Here is a 23,088-nt window from a genome sequence, read left to right on the forward strand (position 1 = left end):
TTATTCCTTACTGCACCATATTTTCTCTTTGCACTGAAATACCATTTTCATAACGTAGATCAGCGACCATTATTCTTTCATTTTCTGACATTCTTGATTGAATTTCTGGAAATAACTTAATAAACTGTTGATATCTTTGTTCAATATCTTCACTACCTAATAGTAATTTTATTTCTTGATTTTCTAGGCAAAAACCTGATATACACTGTTTTACCATCAATTGCCACGCATTACGTTCATCAGTTATTGCTGCTTTAATATGTAACGCCAATTGATTATTAGCGAATTTTTTAGAAAGATTTTCTAATTTATAATAAGTTTCTAGCGCAAACTTTGCCTTACCTTCAGGACCATATAACTTAGGTAACTGTAAGTTGGCAATACGGTCAAGTGGTACGCTAAATACATTACCATTTTTATCAAGTAAAAATAAGTCATTCCAATAAAGCACTGGCTTATATTCTTCCACATAGACAATTAACCTGTCTGGCCACTGTTTACGTACACTGGTTTGTTTCATCCACGGAAATCGCATTACTTCTTGTTGAATATCATTAACATCTTGACCTATATAGGTATTAGGCAATCCTAATCCCAAAATTGCTTCCCGTAGATCATTCTCAGTGGTATAGGTATGCTCTCCATTTAATGTTAATTGAGACAATACCATTTGTTCGGGATCATCCATCCAATTTTTAAAACTTTGAACGACCCATATACTAATAAAAATAATCACAATAAAGAACAAAAATCCTATTAATTGCTCAGTATTACGAAAAATAAGCAGCCGTCTTCTGTTTTTATCTTCTCTTCTATGTGCTGCTTGCCGAACTTGTTTCATAAAATAAGGCCAATTATAAAGTTGCCAAATTTAATATTCTGGCAACAAGTTCATTAAATGACCATCCATGTTCTTTTGCCGCCATTGGTACCAAACTGTGATCTGTCATACCTGGAGCAGTATTAACTTCAAGTAAAAATGGTTTTTGATTAGCATTAAACATAATGTCGACTCTTCCCCATCCTCGACATCCTACTGCTTTATAAGCATCTAACGCTAATTTACGAATTTCCTGTTCTTGTTCATCAGGTAAACCGCTTGGACAAAAATACTGAGTGGTATCAGATAAATATTTCGCATCATAATCATAAAATTTGGTTGCGGGTTTAATATGGATTGAAGGTAAAACCTCTTCACCAACAATTGCTACTGTAAATTCTGGACCAGCTAAAAATGACTCAACCATCACTACACTATCATATTTAAAAGCCGCACTAATAGCTGCTTCCAATTCAGATGCTTCATTAACTCTAGCCATTCCCACACTTGAGCCTTCATGACTTGGTTTAACAAACAACGGTAAACCAAGCTGTTTAACTATAGCACCAGTATCAATTGATTGTGATTTTTCAACCATAACATATTCAGCAACAGGTAAATTGAGTGATTTCCACACTAACTTAGTTTTCAGTTTATCCATTGTTAAGGCTGATGATAAAACATCACTACCGGTATAAGGAATATTTTGATAAGTCAAAATCGCTTGGACAATACCATCTTCCCCACCACGTCCGTGTAAAATAATAAAAGCTTTTGTATAACCTTCTTCTTTTAAATTAGTAATAGGATGATATTTAGTATCAATAAGATGCGCATCGATACCATTTGCCAATAATCCTGCATGTATAGCCTTACCTGACTTAAGTGACACTTCCCGTTCAGCTGAAGTACCACCATACAATACAGCAACTTTATCTACCATTTTATAAAACCTCTTCTGATGATAATTGAGTTTTGACTAATTGGCGCGCTATACGACCAACACTACCAGCACCTTGTGTAATTAATAAATCACCACTTTGTAAAACTTCTTGCATTATTTCGGGTAGCAAATCTAAATCCGAAACATAAATGGGGTCAACTTTGCCACGATTGCGGATAGAACGGCATAACGAACGGCTATCGGCACCCGCAATAGGTTGCTCTCCTGCGGAATAGACATCTAACATAACAAGTGCATCGACTTGAGAAAGCACTTGTGCGAAATCGTCAAATAAATCCCGAGTACGCGTGTATCGATGTGGTTGGAATAACATAACCAATCTTCGTTCAGGCCAGCCGTTTCTTGCTGCTTGAATTGTTGCATTAACCTCGCTAGGATGATGACCATAATCATCAACCATCATTATATCGCCACCATCAACATGCGGGAATATACCTAATAAATCAAAACGCCGACTAGTACCAGCAAATTTAGCTAATGCATTTATAATTGATTCATCATCAATACCATCTTCTGTTGCTGCAATTATCGCAGCCACCGAGTTTAAAGCATTATGTTTACCAGGTGCATTTAACTCAATCTGCAAATCTTGGCGATCAGGGCGACAAACGGTGTAATAGCTTACGCCTCGTTCTTGACGATAATTTTTAATGACAACGTCAGCCTCTTCGCTAAATCCATAAGTGATGATTTTACGTCCCACAATCGGTAGTAACTCTCGATTAATAGGATCGTCGTAACACATAATAGCTAAACCATAAAATGGAAGGTTATGTAAAAATGAAATAAATGTTTGTTTTAGATTATCAACACTACCTTGATAAGTGTCCATATGGTCAGGCTCTATATTTGTTACAATAGATACCATCGGTTGCAAATGAAGAAATGAAGCATCACTTTCATCAGCCTCAGCAATAAAATAACGGCTACTTCCTAATTGAGCATGTGTTCCTGCCGCCTTAACTAAACCACCATTAACAAAGGTTGGATCGAGTTTCGCTTCAGCATAAATAGAGGTAACCATAGCAGTAGTTGTAGTTTTACCATGAGTACCAGCAATTGCTATACCATATCGAAAACGCATTAATTCAGCTAACATTTCAGCACGTTGAATAACAGGTATACGTGCTGCACGAGCGGCAATTACTTCAATGTTATCTTGCGAAATAGCTGAAGATATAACAACAACGCTAGAATTAATCACATTTTCAGCCGCATGACCAATAACAATTTTTGCCCCTAATATTTCTAGATGTTGAGTGACCGCATTTTCAGCAATATCTGATCCACTAATTTTGTATCCTTCATTAGCAAGAACCTCAGCAATTCCTCCCATACCAGCACCACCAATACCCACAAAGTGAATATGTTTGACTCGCTTCATTTCAGGAATAATTGCTCTTAACTTAGCTAATTCCTTTGTATTCACTATTTAACTCCTAAATTAATTTATAGTTTACAGTACATATCATCATTGAACATTTCTATCTTAGTTATTTTTTATTGCTCAAATGAATCATTGACTCAAACATATGTATAACCCGAAACATTTTGACAAAATTATTACATAAATTTATGTCAAAAACTAATCATTTTATCACCGAATCAAGGGCTTTTGCCACTTTCTCTGTGGAATTCACAATAGATAAACTTTTAGTTTTTATTGCCATTTCCATTAATTTATCTCTGTTCAAATTACATAACAAGTTAGATAGCGATTCAACACTGAAATCAGGTTGTTCTATAATACTAGCAGCACCTATATCTGCTAGTGATTTTGCATTCCAAAATTGCTGACGATCTTTATGCATAAATGGAATAAAAATAGCACCAATACCAACTATTTCAATTTCACTGACGGTTAATGCTCCACTACGACAAATTACAATATCTGCCCAATTGTATGCATCTGCAACATCTTGGATAAATTCAGTCACTTTATTATTGGTCATATCGCAATTTTGGTATGACTGAATTACGGAATTCAACATTCCTTTACCTGTTTGATGCCATACTACATATTTATCGGATAATTTTGTTATCACTTGAGGCACAATATCATTAATAACTTTAGCTCCTTGGCTACCTCCCATGACTAATACTCTAATTGGCCCATCACGATCTTTTAATCTTTCTTCAGGTTTTGCCACAGTCAAAAGTTCACTACGAACAGGGTTGCCAACTACTTCTGCCTTAGGAAAAGCAGTAGGGAATGCTTGTAAAACTTTAGTTGCTATTTTAGCTAGATATTTGTTGGTTAAACCTGCTATACCATTTTGTTCATGTACTACAATCGGTATACCAAGCGTTTTTGCTGCAATCCCCCCTGGGCCTGAAACATATCCTCCCATACCTAGAACAACATCAGGACGATAAGTTTTCAAAATTTTTCTAGCTTGTAAAATTGCTTTTAAAATTTTATAAGGTGCTTTTAATAATGCCATAACACCTTTGCTTCGTAGCCCTGATATTTCGATAAAATCAATATCAATACCATTTTTAGGAACTAAGTGTGCTTCCATTCGATCGGCAGTTCCTAACCATCTTACCTGCCAGCCTTGCTTCATTAAATATTGCGCCACAGCAATACCCGGAAAAACATGCCCTCCAGTTCCTCCTGCCATAACTAATAATTTTTTCATTATTTTATTAACCTTATTCTTGCTTGGGCTTGTTGTTGTCTAAATTCAAAATCAATTCGGAGTAATATTGCTGTTGCAATACTCATCACAATAAGACTTGATCCACCATAACTAATAAATGGTAGTGTTAATCCTTTAGTAGGCAACATACCAGATGTAACACCCACATTTACAAATGTTTGAAAACCAAACCATATCCCGATTTCACAGGCTAAATAACCAGAGAACAATGAACTTTCATTCAGTGCTCGATAACCAATTGCAAGCGCCTTAAATGTTAGAAAGAAAAGTAATGACAATAAAGCAACTACACCTATATATCCATACTCTTCTGATATAATTGAGAAAATGAAATCAGTATGACATTCGGGTAAATAACCTAATTTCAGTACAGAATTTCCCATACCTTGTCCAGTAACGCCTCCATTACCAATTGCCATTAATGAGGCGACTAATTGATAACCTGAACCTGTAGCATCTTGCCAAGGGTCAAGAAAGGTTAACAGTCGTGTTAAGCGGTAAGACTCATACAAAATCAAACAAATTACTGCTCCAACTCCCGTTAGCAAAATAGCAATAAATTGCCACAATTGCGCACCTGCAATAAATAAAATGCCAATAGTGACCATAAATAAAACAATAACAGTACCTAAATCTGGTTGTTTAAGTAACAAAATAGAAAGTATAGTCATAACAACCATTGGTTTAAAAAAACCCCAAAAGCCACTTTGTACTTCTTCAGATTTACGTGATAAATAACCAGCTAAGAATAAAAATAGCGCTAATTTTGAAAGTTCTGCAGGTTGAAAATTGAATACTCCTAGAGGTATCCAACGAGATGCTCCATTAATCGAAGAACCAATACCTAACACAACGATTAACATAATAATAGCAATAATAAGTAAAACAGAAGCAAACTGTTGCCAACGTTGCATTGGAATATAAAACGTAATAAACATTAAAAATAATGATAGTCCTAACTGAATAAGTTCTCGTTGTGTATAAAAGAAAGGATCGCTTTCATTAAATGCCATTGAAGAAGATGTCACCATGATCAAACCAAAGATCATTAAACCTAACACAGTCCAAAGTAGCTGGTTGTCAAATGGTATGTGGGGATTAACTTGTTTTTTTAACCAAAAGAGTGTCATTTTGTACTCCTTTGAGTATATTGTTCAGCAAGTTGTGCAAACTGTTTTCCGCGTTCAATATAATTCTTAAACTGATCTAAGCTTGCGCAGGCTGGAGAAAGTAAAACCACATCATTTGGTTCAACTTTTTGAGCAATAACTTGCATTGCATCAGACAATCTTTTAGTTACAGTTGTTATATGAGGGGCTAGCTTAGCAAGGATAAAACGATCACGACCAAAACAAAAAATTTCTAGATTTCTGTTTTCAAAAAAAGGAATCAATGGCGAAAAATCTGCTGATTTTCCATCCCCGCCTAATAATAAAAATAATTTCCCTTTGCAAACCACGCTATTTAATGCTGCTTCTGTACTACCTACATTGGTTGCTTTGGAATCATTAATCCACTTCACTCCATTTCTTTCCAACACTAACTCAAAACGATGTGGTAGGCCATGAAATGAAATAATTGTTGCTATACTGGATTTCCGTGAAATTTTCAGTTTATCAACTATAGCTAAAGCTGCTAACGCATTAAGATAATTATGGCATCCCGCCAGTTTCATTATTTTAGTCGCTACTACTAGCTGCTCTTGTGCAATCAAATGTTCAAAGTGGAAATCTAAATGATAATTCCCTTTATTCACGCCAAATGATACGCAGTTTTTTTGTTGGTCAGTTGGAATGGTTAACTTATCATCATGGTTAATTACACAATACTTGGCATTATGATAAATACGTTGCTTAGCCTCAACATATTGCATTAATCCAAGAGGATAACGATCCATATGATCTTCTGAAATATTTAAGATTGTTGCAACTGTAGCTTTTAAACTCTGAGTTGTTTCTAGCTGAAAGCTAGACAGTTCAAGAACATATACATCGTAATCTTGATTCAATAACGATAATGCTGGCTGCCCAATATTACCACCAATAGCGACTTTAATACCTGCCGACTTAATAATTTCACCAACTAATGTTGTTACTGTAGTTTTACCATTTGCACCTGTAATGGCTACAATTTGCTTACTGTTTTGTTGATTCAATTCACGGCAAAATAGTTCAATATCGCCAATAATTTCAATACCTTTTTTAGCTGCCTGTTGTAGTTCAGGTGTTGATAAAGCAATTCCTGGGCTGACTATTATTAAATCAGCATCAAGCAACCAATCAACATTTAATTCCCCTAAATGGCAAGCAACACGTTTGTCTAATTGTTCCATCCCTGATGGCGACTTACGAGTATCAATAACTTTAGGTATAACATTTTGAGCAAGAAAATAGTCTACACAAGAAAGTCCTGTGACACCTAAGCCAATAATAACGACATTTTTTCCTTGATAGCTAACCATAATTTGATCCTAATATCTTTTATTAACGTAATTTCAAAGTTAATAAACCTATTACAACTAACATCAATGAAATTATCCAAAACCGCACAATAACACGCGGTTCTGGCCAACCTTTTAATTCATAGTGATGATGAATTGGTGCCATACGGAAAATTCTTTTACCCCGTAATTTAAATGATCCTACTTGTAAAATTACGGATAAAGTTTCAATAACAAAAATTCCGCCCATAATCAGTAATAAAAATTCTTGTCGTAATAAAACAGCAATAATTCCAAACACGCCACCTAAAGCTAGCGATCCAACATCTCCCATAAAAACCATCGCCGGATATGTGTTAAACCATAAAAAACCAAGCCCAGCCCCAATAATTGCAGTACAAACAATCATCAACTCCCCGCTGAATTTAATATAAGGAATATTCAAATAAGCAGCAAAATTGACATTCCCTGTAGCCCATGCTACAAGCGTAAAACCAGCGGCTACAAAAACAGTTGGCATAATTGCTAATCCATCAAGTCCATCTGTTAAATTAACGGCATTACCAGCCCCAACAATAACTACATAAGTTAATAAAATAAACCATAGTCCCAATTGAGGCATCACATCTTTAAAAAATGGCACAACAAGCACTGTTACCATGCTATCTTTACCATAAACATAAAGACCAAAAGCAACAATTAATGCAATAACCGATTGCCAAAAGTATTTCCATCTAGCAATTAATCCAGCACTATTTTTACGAATCACTTTTAAATAATCATCAGCAAAGCCAACAATGCCATAACCAATTAAAACAAACAAAGTTACCCAAACATAAGGATTGCGTAAATCTGCCCATAGCAATACCGATAAGGAAATTGAGGCTAAAATTAGCGTCCCCCCCATAGTCGGTGTTCCTTTTTTACTTAAATGGGACTCAGGTCCATCATGGCGAATAACTTGACCAATCTGTAATTTTTGTAGCCAGTCAATGACTTTTTGCCCCAAAAATAATGAAATTGCTAACGAGGTTAATAAACCTAAAATAGCTCTTACTGTTAAATAAGAGATAACATTAAAAAAGGTAAAATGTTTAACTAAATATTCCGATATCCAAAGCAACATAATCTTAATCCTGACTCATTTTGAGTTGTTCAATTTGAATTTTTTCGATAACTTCTTCCATTTTTGCACTACGCGACCCTTTAACTAACATTGTTAAATTTGGTTGTTGGCGTAACAGCATTAATAAATAATTCACTGCATCTTGTTTATTATTGAAATGGTGACCCACACCACTAAACTGGCTAATAAATTGACTTAATTTGCCTACACTTACTACACAATCAATTTTTTCATCATGAGCAAGCTCACCTATTTGGCAATGATATTTTTCAGCTTCTGGCCCTAGCTCTCCCATATCACCGACGACTAAAATCCGATAACCAGGCTGTTTTACCAAAACTTTGACAGCCGCTGACATCGATCCAACATTAGCATTATAAGTATCATCCCAAATTAATTGGGTTTGATTTAATTTTATTGGAAATAATCGTCCTTTTACAGGCTTTAAAGAGGCTAAGCCTTGTTGAATCTGATTCAAAGTCGCTCCGACAGAAAGTGCTAAAGCTGATGCCGCGATCGCATTTGAAATATTATGTTTCCCAACTAGCGATAACATAATCTCACATTCACCTTTAGGTGTATGTAATGTAAATGTTGTATTTTTTTCGTGTTGAATATTACTAGCATAAAATTGAGCAGAAGGGTTCGTTAACGAAAAAGTCCAAACTGTTTTGTTTACTAACTGAGTAAACCATTTATCAGAACAACTATCTAAATTAATAATAGCAATACCACCATCAAGCAATCCTTGAAAGATTTCGCCTTTAGCTTTTGCTACACCTTCAAGTGATCCAAAACCTTCTATATGTGCTTCTGCAATATTATTAATTAAAGCGCTTTGTGGTTTAACAATATTCGTAGTATAGGCTATTTCACCAATATGATTAGCGCCTAATTCTATAACTGCAAACTGGTCTTGTTTAGTTAAACGTAACAGTGTTAATGGCACCCCGATATCATTATTGAAATTGCCTTGTGTATAAAGGGTCTGTCCACAGTGTTGTAATATTGCCGCAGTCATTTCTTTAACGGACGTTTTACCTGATGAACCTGTAAGTGCAACAATTTTAGCTGTACTTTGCTGCCGGATAAAATTAGCGATTACCCCTAAAGCCAAGCGAGTATCCTTAACAACAATCTGTGGTATGGTCTTATTAAGTTTATGATCAACGATTACAGCTATAGCACCATCTTTAATAGATTGTTCAGCAAAAACATGTCCATCAAAATTATTTCCAACAAGTGCGATAAACAGTGATTGTTTTATTATTTTTCGTGAATCAGTACAAATCGTATCAATCACAGCACTTTCGTCTTGAATATAATAAGATTCACCATTAACTATTTTTTTTATTTGCTCAATGTCTAATGGAATCATGATTGATTCTCTACTCCTAGAATTTTTTTCACTGTTTCTTGATCTGAATAGTGATATTTGGTATTACCAATTATTTGATAGTCCTCATGCCCTTTACCTGCAATTAAAATGACATCATTAGGCTTAGCCTGCTTTAATGTTTGTGTAATAGCCTGTACTCTATTGGTAATTATGTGTACATTATCGGTATGATGTAAACCTTGTTGGATATCGTGAATAATCTTCATTTCATCTTCAGTACGTGGATTATCATTAGTCAAAACAATTTTATCGGCAAATTGTTCTGCGATTTCAGCCATTAAATGTCTTTTGCCGGTATCTCTATCACCACCACATCCAAAAATTACCCATAAAGAACCTTTACAATGAATTCGACTAGCTTGCAAAGCTTTCTGTAACGCATCTGGAGTATGCGCATAATCAACAATAACCGTTGAGCTATTTTTTACATGTAAAACCTCCATTCGCCCACATATTGGAGTCAAAAAAGAAGCCATATTAACAACAGCAAAAAATGGATAGTTCAATGTTAAAAGTGTCGCTATTGCCAATAGCAAATTAGAAACATTAAATTCACCTAGCAATCGGCTAATAATAATGGCATTTCCCCAACTTGATTCCATATGAATTTGGGCACCTTTATCATGATATTCGATCATTGATACACCAACATAAGGTATATTTAACGCCTTGAGTCGACGTAATGATTTTGTTTGACATGATACAGCTGTCACTTGTGGAAGTTTTTCAATCCATCTTTTACCATATTTGTCATCATAATTAATAATTGATTTACCCGCAGTTAAAACTTGTTTTTCTTTTTCATCGAGACTAAATAACGACCATTTTGCTTTTGCATATCTACTCATTGTTTTGTGATAATCAAGATGATCTCGACTTAAATTGGTAAATACAGTAGCAGCGCAATTTAGCCCTTTAACCCGATTCATAACAAGCCCATGTGAAGAAATTTCCATCGTTACAACTTTGACCTGTTTCTCTACAAATTCAGCTAATAAAGTTTGTACATCTACTGCCGATAACGTTGTATTAATTGATGGCTCAAGTTCATTATAAATCCCATTACCAATAGTTCCCATTAGTGCTGTTTTTTCATTCAATAATGTTAAACATTGGGCAATAAGCTGACTAACGGTTGTTTTCCCATTGGTTCCGGTCACACCAATAATGGATAAATTTTTTGATGGAAAATGATAAAACTCATTAGCAATCAGAGATAAACGTTGTGAAAGTTGGAAAACACCAATTTGTGGAATTATTGATTTATTTTCATGCTTAATATAGTCAATTTTTAGGTCATTTGATTTTCTACTTGCCTCTACTAAGATAACAACCGCCCCCATTGAAATAGCTTGAGGAATAAATGTTCGTCCATCAACTGTATGACCTTTGATTGCGATAAACACATCATTTTTTTCCACTTTACGACTATCTATACGCAAATGATTAAGTGGAAAATCATCTAGTTTTAAATTACATCTTCCACCTAATAATTCAAATAATGTTTTAAACGAGTTTGTTGCTAACATTTTCACCTACTAATAAATAATCATTTGCCCATCAACTTGACGATCAGGCTTTACATTCATCGTTCTAAGCACACCGCCCATAATGCGACTGAAAACAGGTGCAGAAACCGAACCACCATAATATTGCCCCGCTTTAGGGTTATCAATAACAACAACAAGTGAATACTTTGGTGCTGTTGCTGGAGCGATACCTGCGGTATAAGCTAAATATTGATTAACATACCGTCCACCAGATAACTTTTTCGCTGTTCCTGTTTTAACTCCGACACTATAACCTGGAACCGATGCTTTAGTTCCTCCACCAGTAACAGCTACAGCCTCCATTAATTGAACGACTGTTTTAGCATCTTTTTCAGAAACTACACGTTTACCCTTAACAGGTTCCGTGACTTTTAAAATTGATACTGGTCGGTAAATCCCATAACTACCGATGGTTGCATAAGCTCTTGCTAATTGTAATGGAGTAACACTTAATCCATATCCAAACGCAAATGTTGCTCGCTCAATATCAGCCCATTTTCTGGTTCTATCAGCTGCAATTGAACCACTAACTTCACCACCTAAACCTAATTCCGTTGGTTGACCTAATCCAAATCGACTATAGAATTCTACAAGATCACTCTGTTGCATTTGTAAAGCTAGCTTACTTACGCCAACATTACTTGATTTTTCTAAGATACCTGCCAAATTAAGTGTTTTTTGATATGACACATCTTTAATTTCATAACGATTAACATAAAAAGGTCTAGTATCGATAATAGTATTTAAGTTAGCAATTTTCTTTTCTAAAGCAGCCATTACAACTAGCGGTTTAACCGTAGAGCCTGGTTCAAACGCATCAGTAACTGCTCTATTTCTCAATAAATTATAATCAATTGATGAACGATTATTAGGATTATAAGATGGACTAGTTGCCATCGCTAAAATCTCACCAGTATGTACATCAATCAATACAGCTGTTCCACTGTCTGCTTTGTTAAATTTAACCGCTTGACTAAGTTCACTATATACTAGCGATTGTAAACGTTCATCTATACTTAATATTAAATCTGATGCAGTTTCAGTATCTGTACGTTTCAATTCTTCAATAACACGACCTACCCGGTCACGCCTTATAACTCTTTGTCCCGATTCGCCAATTAACCATTTATTAAAACTTTTTTCGACACCTTCAGAACCTTTTTCAGTACCATTTTCATCAATGTCTGTAAGCCCAATTAATTGGGCTATATTTTCTGCTGCTGGATAATAACGTTTAGATGTTTTCGCAAAAGATATCCCTGGTAATTTTAGTTTTTTTAAATAACCAGATATTGTTGGTGTTACTTGCTTAGATAAATAAACAAATCTCACTGATGGATTACTTAATTTTTGTTCTAGCGTTGACATCGGAATATTTAACGTTTGAGCTAATCCTTGCCATCTAATATCATCAATTTTCACACCACCTTTTTGTACAACAATTTTGGGATCCGCCCAAACATCAAACATCGGCACACTTACCGCTAACGCACGCCCATTACGATCAGTGATCATTGCTCTTGGAGCATCCATTTCTTGGTGACGAAGTGAACGTTTATTTCCTTCAGCTATGAGTTTATCTGGTTCAATAATTTGCAACAATGCCATTCGAACCATAAGACAAATAATCGCTAAAATAATAAGTCCATATACAATATAAAAACGATTAGGTGTAAAAAACTGTTTTTTACTATTCAACTTATTGGTTTTGTTTTTTTTATGTTTAGTGACAGGTTTCATTATTTACTCTTTATCACAATGACTGTTTCATTTTGCGGTGTCACATAAGACATACCTAATTGATTTTTAGCTTTCTCTTCGACACGTTTTGGATCAGCAAGTACATTTTCTTCAATAACTAAATTCCGCCATTCGCTTTCTAACACATCTTGTTCTAATAAAAGTTGCTCACGTTCAAATAACTGTTTACGAATCTGTTGCGTTGTTATTAATACTGCACCGGCAGAAATAATAATCATCACAAGTAATAACAATGAAATTTTTTGATGCCCAAATAAATCCCCAATAATTACACCAAACAAACTTTTACTCGGTCTTTTTTGAAGATTTTTATCAATATAAGTTTTATCTCGAAAAGAATCATTGTTTTGGTTATTCATTTTTCCTTTCTGCTACCCTTAATATTGCGCTTCGGGAGCGCGGGTTATTATTAATTTCAATAGTATTTGGTTTAATTTTGCCAAGGGATTTTAATTTAGTACTACCATATTGTTTAATTTGTTGTTCAGTTAATGGTAATCGTGTTGGTAAATCTGGACCTTTACATTGTTTACTAATAAATTGCTTCACAATTCTATCTTCTAAAGAATGAAAGCTAATAACCGCTAATCTTCCTTGATTGGCAAGTACTGATAAACTACTATTTAACACTTGCTCAATTTCTTCCAACTCACTATTAATATAAATACGAATGGCCTGAAAACTACGTGTAGCTGGATGCTTATTTTTATCCCTTCTTGGTGTAGCTTTTTGGATTAAATTAGCCAACTCTAAGGTTCGAGTGATCGGCGAAATTTTATTCTGCTCGACAATCGATCGAGCAATCCGTTTGGCAAATTTCTCTTCACCAAATGTCTTTAACACCCATGAAATATCGTCTTCATCACTGTTAAGTAGCCATTCACTTGCAGTTAAACCTTGGCTAGTATTCATACGCATATCAAGAGGTCCATCACGCATAAAAGAAAATCCTCTGTCAGGATCATCAAGTTGTGGTGATGAAACACCTAGATCTAATAAGACACCATCAATTTCACCCAATAATTCTAACTCTTCAATATATTGATATAAATTTGAAAACTCACCACGAATAAAAGTAAATCGAGGATCTATTATCTGTAACGCAGTTTGCTCTGCACGCTCATCACGATCAATAGCAATCAATCGTCCTTGTGCTCCTAGTTGTTCAAGTATTAAACGAGAATGGCCTCCTCGTCCAAAGGTACCATCAACATAAATGCCATCTTTTTTTATATTTAATGCACTTACAGCTTCGTTTAATAAAACCGTCGTATGTTGATAATCCATCAATCTTTACTCTTATTAAATAGTTAAATTTTTCAAATCATCTGATAAGTTTTCAATATCGCTTGATAATGAAGCAATATCATCATTAATTTGCTGATACCAACTTGCCTCATCCCAAATTTCAAATTTATTAGATTGACCAACAAACATTGTATTTTTTTCTAATTTTGCATAAGTACGCAATGTAGGTGACAATAAAATTCGTCCAGAATTATCCATTAGGCACTCAGTTGCATAACCCAATAACAATCTTTTTATTCTACGTTCAGTTTCAACAATGGTTGATAAAGTTGCAAGTTGCTGTTCAATACATTTCCATTCGGACATTGAATAAAGTGTCAAACAAGGATGGTATAAACCAATTGTGCAAACCATACCTTCAGATAAGAACTCTCGGTAGCGAGTAGGAATAGCTAACCGCCCTTTATTATCTAAATTAATTGAAATTGCACCACTAAACATAAAGGTATCTTTCTTTATAATTTATTTAAATTTTAATTAATAAAAATCAAAACGTTAATCAGAAAACCCATTTTTACCACTTAACCCCACTTTTTACCACAAAATTTAACAAATTAATAGGTATTTAAAGAATTAATTTATAAATCATTTAAAAGAGTCTTCTAGATTTTTTATATAGGAAATAAATTGATAGTTAAAAAAGAGATGAGAGAGGGGGATTTGCCGATTTAAATCGGCAAATAAAACTGAAAGGAATTTAAGATGCGGTCCAAAACCCGGTTATATTAACTTTATCCTGCTGCAAAACGGCACGAATAGGCATTTGATTAACATCATTATTTTTTTCGGCTTGTTCTAATACACACAATTTGCTTTCACCAACTAAATGTAGGTAGATATTTTTGCTATTTAAAATAGCTGGCAATGTTAATGTAATACGATCTAGTGGTGCTGTTAATGGCGTCATACCAACAACTTTCCGTCCAGATTTCATATCTAAACCGTTAGCCAAATTAGCTGCGCCTGGGAATAATGAGGCAGTATGCCCATCTTCTCCCATACCTAAAACAATTACATCAAATGGCATCGGAATTTTATCTAACACCTTGTCAGTCATTTCTGCGCCATCAAATGGATTGTCACAACTGTTTTTTAAACCGACAAAATTAGCCAATTTAGCATTATTTTGTAATAGATAAGTGTTCACTAACTTTTCGTTACTAGCATCATCAGTATCATCAACCCATCTATCATCCACCAACGTAATAAAAACCCGGCTCCATTCTATATTTTGTTGACTTAGTGAAACAAATAATGGAATAGGTGTTTTCCCCCCCGAAACAGCAATAGAAGCATGTCCTTTTTGTACAATGGCCTGTTTTAATTCATTGACGATATGCGAGGTTAAATCTTCGATCAATAATTGACTGTTTTGATATTTATTTAACGTAAACATAGTTATTTTTCCTTTATTCAAATTCGTGCCATGAATGCCCATCTTTAGTGATTAAGGCAACGGATGCGACTGGTCCCCAAGTGCCAGCTTGGTAGGTTTTTGGGGCATCATTTTCTGATTCCCATGCACTAATAATTGAATCAACCCATTTCCATGCAGCTTCAACTTCATTACGATGAACAAATAATGCTTGACGCCCACGCATAACTTCAAGTAATAAACGCTCATAGGCATCAGCACTTTGTTGGTGAAAAGTTTCGCTGAAACTTAAATCAAGTTTAGTGGTTTGTAAATTATGATTACTATCCAACCCTGGTACTTTATTTAGGATTTCAATATCCATACCTTCATCAGGTTGTAAACGAATCGTCAATTTATTTTGTGGTAATTCTGGATAAAATTCACTAAATAAATTAAGCGGTAATGGTTTGAAATAAACTACAACTTCAGAACATTTACTTGGTAAGCGCTTACCAGTACGTAAATAAAAAGGAACACCTGCCCAGCGCCAGTTATCAATATCAACTCGAATTGCAACAAATGTTTCAGTATTACTTTTTTGATTTGCGCCATCTTCTTCTAAATATCCCGGCACATTAACACCATTAACAAAACCTGCTGTATATTGCCCTCTAACTACTTTTTCACGAATATTGGATTTGTTAATTGGTCTAAGCGCATTAAGTACAGCTATCTTTTCATTGCGCAAACTATCATCTTCAAGATTAGCAGGTGGGGACATGGCAATCATGGTTAATATTTGTAATAAATGGTTTTGTACCATATCACGCATTTGACCAGCTTTATCAAAATATCCCCAACGGCCTTCAATACCTACTTGTTCAGCAACCGTAATTTCAACATGATCAATAGAATTACGATCCCAAAATGACGCAAACACTGTATTAGCAAATCGTAAGGCTAATAGGTTTAATACTGATTCTTTACCTAAGTAATGATCAATACGATAAACTTGCGACTCACTAAAGAATTTAGCCACCGAATCATTGATTTCACGAGATGACTTGAGATCTGTTCCAAGTGGTTTTTCCATCACAATGCGGTTTTGCGATTGATTTAATCCTGCAGCAGCTAAACCTTGACAAATAGTCCCAAAAGCACCCGGGTGCATTGCAAAATAGAAAATAGCTGGATGATTCAAATCAAGTTTATTTTTCAATCCTTCAAAACCAGCACTATCATTAACATCTAGTTTATGAAAGTCCAATCGTTGGCTAAATCGTTGCCAAATATTATCGTCTAACGGTTCCGGCATAAACGAGATTAGCGCTTCTTTTGCTACCTCACAATAAGCAACATGATCCCAATCAGCACGCCCTACGCCTAAAATCTTTGTTTGTTCAGGTAGTTTTCCGTACTTTTCTAATTGATATAAAGACGGTAATAATTTACGTCTTGTCAAATCCCCTTTAGCACCAAAAATAACTAAATCGCAAGCTGGGATATCAGACATGGTTTTCTCCTACGATGGTATAATGTAATTATTCTATTATGTTGAATGGTTGGTGTACACCCGATTAATAGGATAAATCATAGTAATAGGCATTATCCTTTATTTACTCTAAAACAAAAAGGCCACCTCTGGGTGACCTTTTGCTTGAAACAAGTTATTGGGTAATTTCCCAATAAGCAAATTATGCTCGTACAAAATCCATATGAACTAATTTTGGTTTAAATGCATGACGTTGTACTGCTTGCACTTTTACTTTAACTGCTTTTCCGTCAACTTCAACAGTTAACACTTCAGAATAAAATTCTGGTTTTTCTTGCATATTAAAAACTTGGTTGTGATCAAGCACAACAGAGACTGCAGGTTCAGTTCCACCATAAATAATGGCTGGGAATTTACCAGCGTGACGCAGGCGGCGGCTCGCACCCTTACCATGCTCTTTTCTAACTTCAGCTTTGAATGTAAACATATTAATTTCTCTTAATTATTTAAAATAGAAACCAATTACAGGCGACCCAGTAATTGGCTATCAAACTAGTACTTTAAAAAGCGTTGGCGATTATAAAGTGTTATCCCTCTAAACGCAATCAATTAATCATATTACAAATCAGTAAAATATTGATTACGTATATAGAATATTATATGCACACTTAGATCAATTCTATTTTAAAACCATAAGTTGATTTTTTATTCGGTAATAACTTTAATGGTTTTGTAATACAACCTGCTTCGACACAAACCATAGATTTATACTCATCATCACCAAAATCTCCCATTGATTTAGCTTTATTTATCCATGGATTCCAAGTAACAACATCACTTACATTAGTATTAGTTAATTGAATTGTTCGAGTGCCATCAGTAACAGTGATTTGATTACTTGCATTGGTATAAATACGATCGACTTCTTGATTAAATGTCAATTGACCTACAGTCGTTGGTTTGTTTTCAGCAGCAAGTCGTTCTTGGTAAGCTTCACCTAAACCTTTGACTACAACACTATCAATATTATCAACTCCAAAATAGGTATGTAGAGCACTAGTTACATCAAAATCTGCTGAGCAGCTTAAAGAAACTTCACAAGTTTTACCTAGATGAAGATTTAATGATACCGAGAAAGGTTTGCTACAATAAGATTCTGTCTGCGGATTATTAGTGAGCGATAAAACAAGGGTAACGCCTTGCTCGTCCTCTTTACATGAATCTAATGTCCATTCGACAATGCGTGCAAAACCATGAGAAGGATTGCCTAACTGACCAAACCAAGGCCAACAAACAGGCACTCCACCTCGAATAGCTACGCCTTTTTTAAAATTTGTTTTGTTACTCAGCCAAACAACTGGTGTTTTTTCAGTAGATGGTTGCCAAAATAATAAGTGTGCACCTTGTAATGCAACGGCAGCACAACAAGTGCTATGATTAATAACTAAAATTGGCAGTTCACCATAAATTGATTGTTTAATTGATGGGCTTAAGGATACACCTGATAAGCTACTATCTAAAATCTCTTTACATATACTCATATTTACTCCTAAATAATAAATTTAACAAATTATTGATAATTGTATACTTTTTAAGTTAATAATAAAAACATAATAGATGCAAAAGCATTTTTTAAAGAATTGGAGTAAAATAAAGCACTATAAATAGTGAAACAGCACTCTAATTGTTTTTGTCAAAAAGTTTCAGGTAACACTACGTTTATGTATAAAATCCCATTAAGTTTATATATTCATATGCCATGGTGCGTACAAAAATGTCCCTATTGCGATTTTAATTCACATACCATAAAAAAAACGCCAAATTATGAATCTTATATAGAGCATTTACTTAAAGACCTACAAAACGATACAATTTTCTGTTCAAATCGCTCAATTCATTCAATCTTTATCGGTGGAGGTACACCTAGTCTATTTTCAGCCGAGTTGATTGATAAATTATTATTAAATATAAATGAGATCATCCCAATACATAAAGATGCCGAAATCACCATTGAAGCTAACCCAAATTCTGTTGATATAGAAAGATTTAATGGCTATCAGCAAGCAGGTATAAACCGAATATCAATTGGCGTGCAAAGTTTTCAGACCGATAAACTTGTTAAATTAGGACGGGTACATGATCCCAAAGAAGCAATCACAGCCGGAAAAATTGCCAAAACATTAAATTTAAGAAGTTTTAATTTAGATTTAATGCATGGTTTGCCAAATCAAAGTATTGATGATGCTCTATATGACCTAAAACAAGCCATTGCTATTGCACCACCGCATTTATCTTGGTATCAATTAACGATTGAGCCAAATACGCTATTTGGTTCAAAACCACCAGTTTTACCTGATGATGATAAACTTTGGGAAATTTATCAACAAGGTAATCAATTATTAACTAAAAGTGGTTACCAACAATATGAAACTTCTGCTTATGCTAAAGAAGGATCCCAATGCCAACATAACTTAAATTATTGGCGATTTGGAGACTATTTAGGTATTGGATGTGGCGCTCATGGTAAATTAACGCAACCTGATGGGAAAATTATTCGCACTATAAAAACTCGTCACCCAAAAGGATATTTAGAGGGACGTTATTTAGATAAATATTATACAGTTCCAAAAGAGGAATTACCTTTTGAATTTTTTATGAATCGTTTTAGACTTTTTGAACCAACTCCTAAACACGAATTTGAGCAACGGACTTATTTACCTTTACACTCAGTTGAAAAACAAATAACGACTGCCATTGAAAAAAGCTATTTAATTGATGATAAACAAAACTGGCTGATAACTGACCATGGGAAGCTATTTTTGAATTCGTTATTAGAGATATTTCTATAGATAATTATTTGAAATATTTTGACTTATTTTAAATAATATTATTCTTTACATTTATTTAACATGATAGATACAAACTATTTAATTAATCATTCATATATCTTTACAGACTTTTTTTAGAAAAAAGTACATACTGTTTTTCGACAATGCATTATTTCATTGTTTTCCTATTCCTTATGTTTTCCCAATAACCTTGTTATTGGGTTTTTTACATTCAACTTTAATAAAATTTGGAATTAGAAGTTACTTTCTTTTCAAGATAACCCGAAGGTCTTCACCTATCATCACAATCGATTCAAATTGAAATTGTGGTGCTAATGAAAGCTTTTGCAGATTTGGCAATATACACATATCTAACGCATTATGACCAAGTAATTTTGGTGCATAATAAATAATTAATTCATCCACTAAATCTTGTTCTATTAGAGCTCCAGCCAGATGAGCACCAGCTTCAACCCAAACCGAATTTATTTGTTTTTCGGCTAATAATGCAAACAATTTAGATAAATCTATTTGTTTACAACTAGATGATTCTATAATTAATTTGGTATTTTGTTTTGCAATAAGGCTATCTTTTTTTCGTACTACCCATGTTTCACCTGGCTGATTGAAAATATTTTCAGTACCTATTAGCTGATCTTGACTGTCAATAATTACACGAATAGGTTGCCGAATTTTTTCCGGTAGGTAGATTTTTTTTATTTCATCAGGTAATTCGTTATATCTAACTGTTAAACTTGCATTATCAGCTTGCACGGTCGCACGAGTACTTAAAATACAGCTTGCTTGAGCTCGGAACTGTTGCACATCTTCTCTTGCCTTATTTGATGTTATCCATTTGCTTTCACCAGATGCCATGGCAATTTTACCATCTAATGAGGCGGCTAGTTTAAGTTGAATATAAGGCAAACCTGTTCTCATGAGTTTTAAAAAGCCTTTATTAATAGCTTCTGCTTGCTCAGTTAAAACGCCAATGGTGACATCTATTCCTGCTTCTTTTAAGCGTTTAATACCATTACCTGCAACATTAGGGTTAGGATCTTGCATCGCAATTACTACACGAATGATGCCAGCTTTAATAAGCGCATCAGCACAAGGAGGTGTTCGACCAAAATGACTACAAGGCTCTAATGTCACATAAGCTATTGCGCCGATTGCCTCATCACCAGCCATTTTTAGTGCATGAACTTCGGCATGAGGCTCACCAGCTTTTTGGTGATAACCTTTGCCAATTATTTGATCATCTTTAACAATGACACAGCCAACATTAGGATTTGGTGTTGTTGTAAAACGACCAAGCTTAGCCAAATCAATGGCTTGTTGCATATAGAAGTAATCTTTATTGCAAATTGCAGTCATATTGTTGATTATTTTTGTTGTAACTTAGCAATTTCATTACTAAATTGTTCGATATCGTCAAAACTAAAATAAACCGAAGCAAAACGAATATAAGCAATTTTATCTAGATTTTTAAGTTCTTCAATCACATAGTCACCAATTAATTTTGCTGGGACTTCACGTTCACCTGTTGCTCTTAGTTTAGATTTTATACGTGTAATCGCATCTTCAATGGCATCAAAACTCACTGGACGTTTTTCAAGAGCCCTTTTCATACCATTACGTAATTTATCTTCATTGAATGGTTCGCGAACTTTATTGCTTTTAATGACATTAGGCATAATTAATTCAGCAACTTCAAATGTAGTAAATCTTTCATTACATTCAACACATTGCCGTCTACGTCGGACTTGAAATCCTTCACCAACAAGACGAGAATCGATCACCTTTGTATCATCTGCATTACAAAAAGGACAGTGCATAAATGTATCCTTACGGCAACAAAATAATCATTACAATATCTGAAAATTTTGATTTAAACAAGGGTCTAATTGTTGTAACGTTAATCACTATACTAGAAAAAAAGTATGGTTTATTCACCTTAAATGTTAGTTTTATCATCGATAGTATTAAAATATAAGATGATGAAGATTCACTAAACATTCAAAAATTAGCCACCTTTTTGGTGGCATAAAACACTTACCAATTTAATTTAATGAGAAAATCTCTTAATTTAGCAAAATCATCAGGCATACAATGAGAAAGTAACGTCATATCAGCTCGCTCTGCTAACTCTTTAGGCAATGGAACTGATTTACCTAAAATATCTTCAACCACTTCTTTAAATTTAGCAGGATGTGCCGTACCTAAAAATAGTCCATATTCACCCTCTTGTAACTGATCACGCAGTGCTCGATAAGCAATTGCACCATGAGGTTCAGATAAGTAACCTTTTTGATCAAGTTCACAAACAGTTTGCTTAGCAACTTCATCCGAAACAGTAGCATGACCGAGTGATTTAAGATCCCATCCCTCACGCTTATAAATCTCTTCGATACGTGGCCAGTTATTTGGTTGGCTTACATCCATTGCATTCGATAATGTTGCAATGGTTGCGTGAGGTTCCCACTTACCGGTTTCTAAATAACGAGGTACTGTATCATTGGCATTCGTTGCGGCAATAAAGCGTTTAATAGGTAGTCCCATTGTTTTCGCAAGTAGACCTGCTGTTAAGTCACCAAAATTGCCACTCGGTACAGAGATAACCAGCTGTTCACGTTGGATTGATGTGAGTTGTGCAAAAGCTTCAAAATAGTAACAGATTTGTGCTAATAATCGGCTAATATTAATTGAGTTAGCGGAGTTTAAACCGATTGTTTTTTTCAAATCTTCATCATCAAATGCTTTTTTAACTAAGGCTTGACACGCATCAAAGTCACTTTGAATAGCAACTGTATGTATATTATCACCTAAAGTACAAAATAACTTTTCTTGTAATGGACTAATTTTACCTTCTGGGTATAAAATCACGACGCGAATATTTGGTAAATGATAAAACGCATGAGCAACAGCCGCACCAGTATCGCCAGAAGTAGCAGTCAAAATAGTAATTTTTTTGTCAGCAGCAACTTGCACTAAAGCTTGCGCCATAAAGCGTCCACCAAAATCTTTAAATGCTAATGTTGGTCCATGATATAGTTCTAATGAACCAATGTCTGCTTCCACAGAAGTTATTGGAGCAGGGAATTGAAATGCATTTTTAACAAGTCTATGCATATCATCACAGCTAATCTCATCACCAATAAAAGCAGATAAGATTTTGGCACTTCGAGTAATGAAATCAAGTTTTAATAACGACTCAATTTCGGATGATGAAAATTTAGGTAATTGTTGAGGAAAGAATAAACCTTGTCCTCTTCCTAATCCTTGTTGAACTGCTTGTGCAAAGCTAACTTGCTGGGAATGATCTTTTAAGTTATATAATTTCATAATATTTTCCGGTTATCTTTATGCTGTAATATTTC

21 protein-coding genes are annotated in these 23,088 nt (G+C 34.5%); 1 reads left to right on the plus strand and 20 read right to left on the minus strand.

Annotated elements, in window-relative coordinates; translation table 11 throughout:
* Positions 1-7 precede the first annotated feature (7 nt).
* The 17 genes from ACGH49_RS02545 to ACGH49_RS02625 form a co-directional block, all read right to left on the minus strand.
* Positions 8-841 (minus strand): FtsQ-type POTRA domain-containing protein, encoded by an 834-nt coding sequence (locus ACGH49_RS02545; protein ID WP_411588124.1) that lies wholly within the window; start codon positions 839-841, stop codon positions 8-10.
* Between the two features lie 13 nt (positions 842-854).
* Complete coding sequence (locus ACGH49_RS02550; RefSeq protein WP_411588126.1) at positions 855-1,763, minus strand: D-alanine--D-alanine ligase; 909 nt, start codon at positions 1,761-1,763, stop codon at positions 855-857.
* Between the two features lies 1 nt (position 1,764).
* The gene (gene murC / locus ACGH49_RS02555) at positions 1,765-3,213 is read right to left on the minus strand and encodes a UDP-N-acetylmuramate--L-alanine ligase (RefSeq protein ID WP_411588127.1); all 1,449 of its coding nucleotides are present in this window, start codon (positions 3,211-3,213) and stop codon (positions 1,765-1,767) included.
* Positions 3,214-3,373: 160 nt separating this feature from the next.
* Positions 3,374-4,426, minus strand: a complete 1,053-nt coding sequence (murG, locus tag ACGH49_RS02560; protein WP_411588128.1) for an undecaprenyldiphospho-muramoylpentapeptide beta-N-acetylglucosaminyltransferase — start codon at positions 4,424-4,426, stop codon at positions 3,374-3,376.
* The gene (ftsW, locus tag ACGH49_RS02565; RefSeq protein WP_081298061.1) at positions 4,426-5,577 is read right to left on the minus strand and encodes a cell division protein FtsW; all 1,152 of its coding nucleotides are present in this window, start codon (positions 5,575-5,577) and stop codon (positions 4,426-4,428) included. Before ftsW ends, murG begins: the two co-directional genes overlap by 1 nt.
* Positions 5,574-6,908 (minus strand): UDP-N-acetylmuramoyl-L-alanine--D-glutamate ligase, encoded by a 1,335-nt coding sequence (murD, locus tag ACGH49_RS02570; protein WP_411588130.1) that lies wholly within the window; start codon positions 6,906-6,908, stop codon positions 5,574-5,576. The genes ftsW and murD overlap by 4 nt, the downstream gene beginning before the upstream one ends.
* A gap of 22 nt (positions 6,909-6,930) precedes the next feature.
* Positions 6,931-8,013 carry a phospho-N-acetylmuramoyl-pentapeptide-transferase gene (gene mraY / locus ACGH49_RS02575; protein WP_411588131.1) on the minus strand — a complete coding sequence of 361 codons (1,083 nt, stop codon included), beginning with the start codon at positions 8,011-8,013 and terminating at the stop codon, positions 6,931-6,933.
* A gap of 4 nt (positions 8,014-8,017) precedes the next feature.
* Positions 8,018-9,391, minus strand: a complete 1,374-nt coding sequence (murF, locus tag ACGH49_RS02580) for a UDP-N-acetylmuramoyl-tripeptide--D-alanyl-D-alanine ligase (protein WP_411588132.1) — start codon at positions 9,389-9,391, stop codon at positions 8,018-8,020.
* Positions 9,388-10,941, minus strand: coding sequence for a UDP-N-acetylmuramoyl-L-alanyl-D-glutamate--2,6-diaminopimelate ligase (gene murE / locus ACGH49_RS02585; protein ID WP_411588133.1), 1,554 nt, complete (start codon positions 10,939-10,941; stop codon positions 9,388-9,390). The genes murF and murE overlap by 4 nt, the downstream gene beginning before the upstream one ends.
* A gap of 9 nt (positions 10,942-10,950) precedes the next feature.
* On the minus strand, positions 10,951-12,702 hold the full coding sequence (ftsI, locus tag ACGH49_RS02590; protein ID WP_411588135.1) for a peptidoglycan glycosyltransferase FtsI: 1,752 nt from the start codon (positions 12,700-12,702) through the stop codon (positions 10,951-10,953).
* Complete coding sequence (gene ftsL, locus ACGH49_RS02595) at positions 12,702-13,082, minus strand: cell division protein FtsL (protein ID WP_296208475.1); 381 nt, start codon at positions 13,080-13,082, stop codon at positions 12,702-12,704. The genes ftsI and ftsL overlap by 1 nt, the downstream gene beginning before the upstream one ends.
* Entirely contained in the window at positions 13,075-14,010 is a 936-nt protein-coding gene (gene rsmH, locus ACGH49_RS02600) for a 16S rRNA (cytosine(1402)-N(4))-methyltransferase RsmH (protein WP_296208473.1), read from the minus strand. Before rsmH ends, ftsL begins: the two co-directional genes overlap by 8 nt.
* Positions 14,011-14,025: 15 nt before the next feature.
* Entirely contained in the window at positions 14,026-14,472 is a 447-nt protein-coding gene (gene mraZ / locus ACGH49_RS02605; protein ID WP_296208470.1) for a division/cell wall cluster transcriptional repressor MraZ, read from the minus strand.
* A gap of 256 nt (positions 14,473-14,728) precedes the next feature.
* Positions 14,729-15,427, minus strand: a complete 699-nt coding sequence (gene pgl, locus ACGH49_RS02610) for a 6-phosphogluconolactonase (RefSeq protein WP_411588137.1) — start codon at positions 15,425-15,427, stop codon at positions 14,729-14,731.
* A 13-nt stretch (positions 15,428-15,440) separates the two neighbouring features.
* On the minus strand, positions 15,441-16,901 hold the full coding sequence (zwf, locus tag ACGH49_RS02615; protein ID WP_411588139.1) for a glucose-6-phosphate dehydrogenase: 1,461 nt from the start codon (positions 16,899-16,901) through the stop codon (positions 15,441-15,443).
* A gap of 181 nt (positions 16,902-17,082) precedes the next feature.
* Positions 17,083-17,367 carry a 50S ribosomal protein L25 gene (gene rplY, locus ACGH49_RS02620; RefSeq protein WP_296208463.1) on the minus strand — a complete coding sequence of 95 codons (285 nt, stop codon included), beginning with the start codon at positions 17,365-17,367 and terminating at the stop codon, positions 17,083-17,085.
* Between the two features lie 181 nt (positions 17,368-17,548).
* Positions 17,549-18,421, minus strand: coding sequence for a D-hexose-6-phosphate mutarotase (locus ACGH49_RS02625; protein WP_411588141.1), 873 nt, complete (start codon positions 18,419-18,421; stop codon positions 17,549-17,551).
* A gap of 180 nt (positions 18,422-18,601) precedes the next feature.
* On the opposite strand from ACGH49_RS02625, the gene hemW reads away from it, so the two are divergent.
* Positions 18,602-19,729, plus strand: coding sequence for a radical SAM family heme chaperone HemW (hemW, locus tag ACGH49_RS02630; RefSeq protein ID WP_411588142.1), 1,128 nt, complete (start codon positions 18,602-18,604; stop codon positions 19,727-19,729).
* A gap of 240 nt (positions 19,730-19,969) precedes the next feature.
* Here the strand turns inward: hemW and ribD are convergent, their stop codons facing one another.
* The 3 genes from ribD to thrC all read right to left on the minus strand — a co-directional run bounded on the left by ribD (position 19,970) and on the right by thrC (position 23,053).
* A complete protein-coding gene (gene ribD, locus ACGH49_RS02635; protein WP_411588144.1) occupies positions 19,970-21,085 on the minus strand; it encodes a bifunctional diaminohydroxyphosphoribosylaminopyrimidine deaminase/5-amino-6-(5-phosphoribosylamino)uracil reductase RibD in 1,116 nt (371 codons plus the stop codon).
* Positions 21,086-21,093: 8 nt separating this feature from the next.
* Positions 21,094-21,546: a transcriptional regulator NrdR gene (gene nrdR / locus ACGH49_RS02640; protein ID WP_065560389.1), complete on the minus strand. Its 453-nt coding sequence runs from the start codon at positions 21,544-21,546 to the stop codon at positions 21,094-21,096.
* A gap of 217 nt (positions 21,547-21,763) precedes the next feature.
* Positions 21,764-23,053 (minus strand): threonine synthase, encoded by a 1,290-nt coding sequence (thrC, locus tag ACGH49_RS02645; protein ID WP_411588145.1) that lies wholly within the window; start codon positions 23,051-23,053, stop codon positions 21,764-21,766.
* Positions 23,054-23,088 lie beyond the last annotated feature (35 nt).

It is taken from the genome of Gilliamella sp. BG7 (assembly GCF_046635565.1).
Classification (GTDB): Bacteria; Pseudomonadota; Gammaproteobacteria; order Enterobacterales; family Orbaceae; genus Gilliamella; species Gilliamella apicola_P.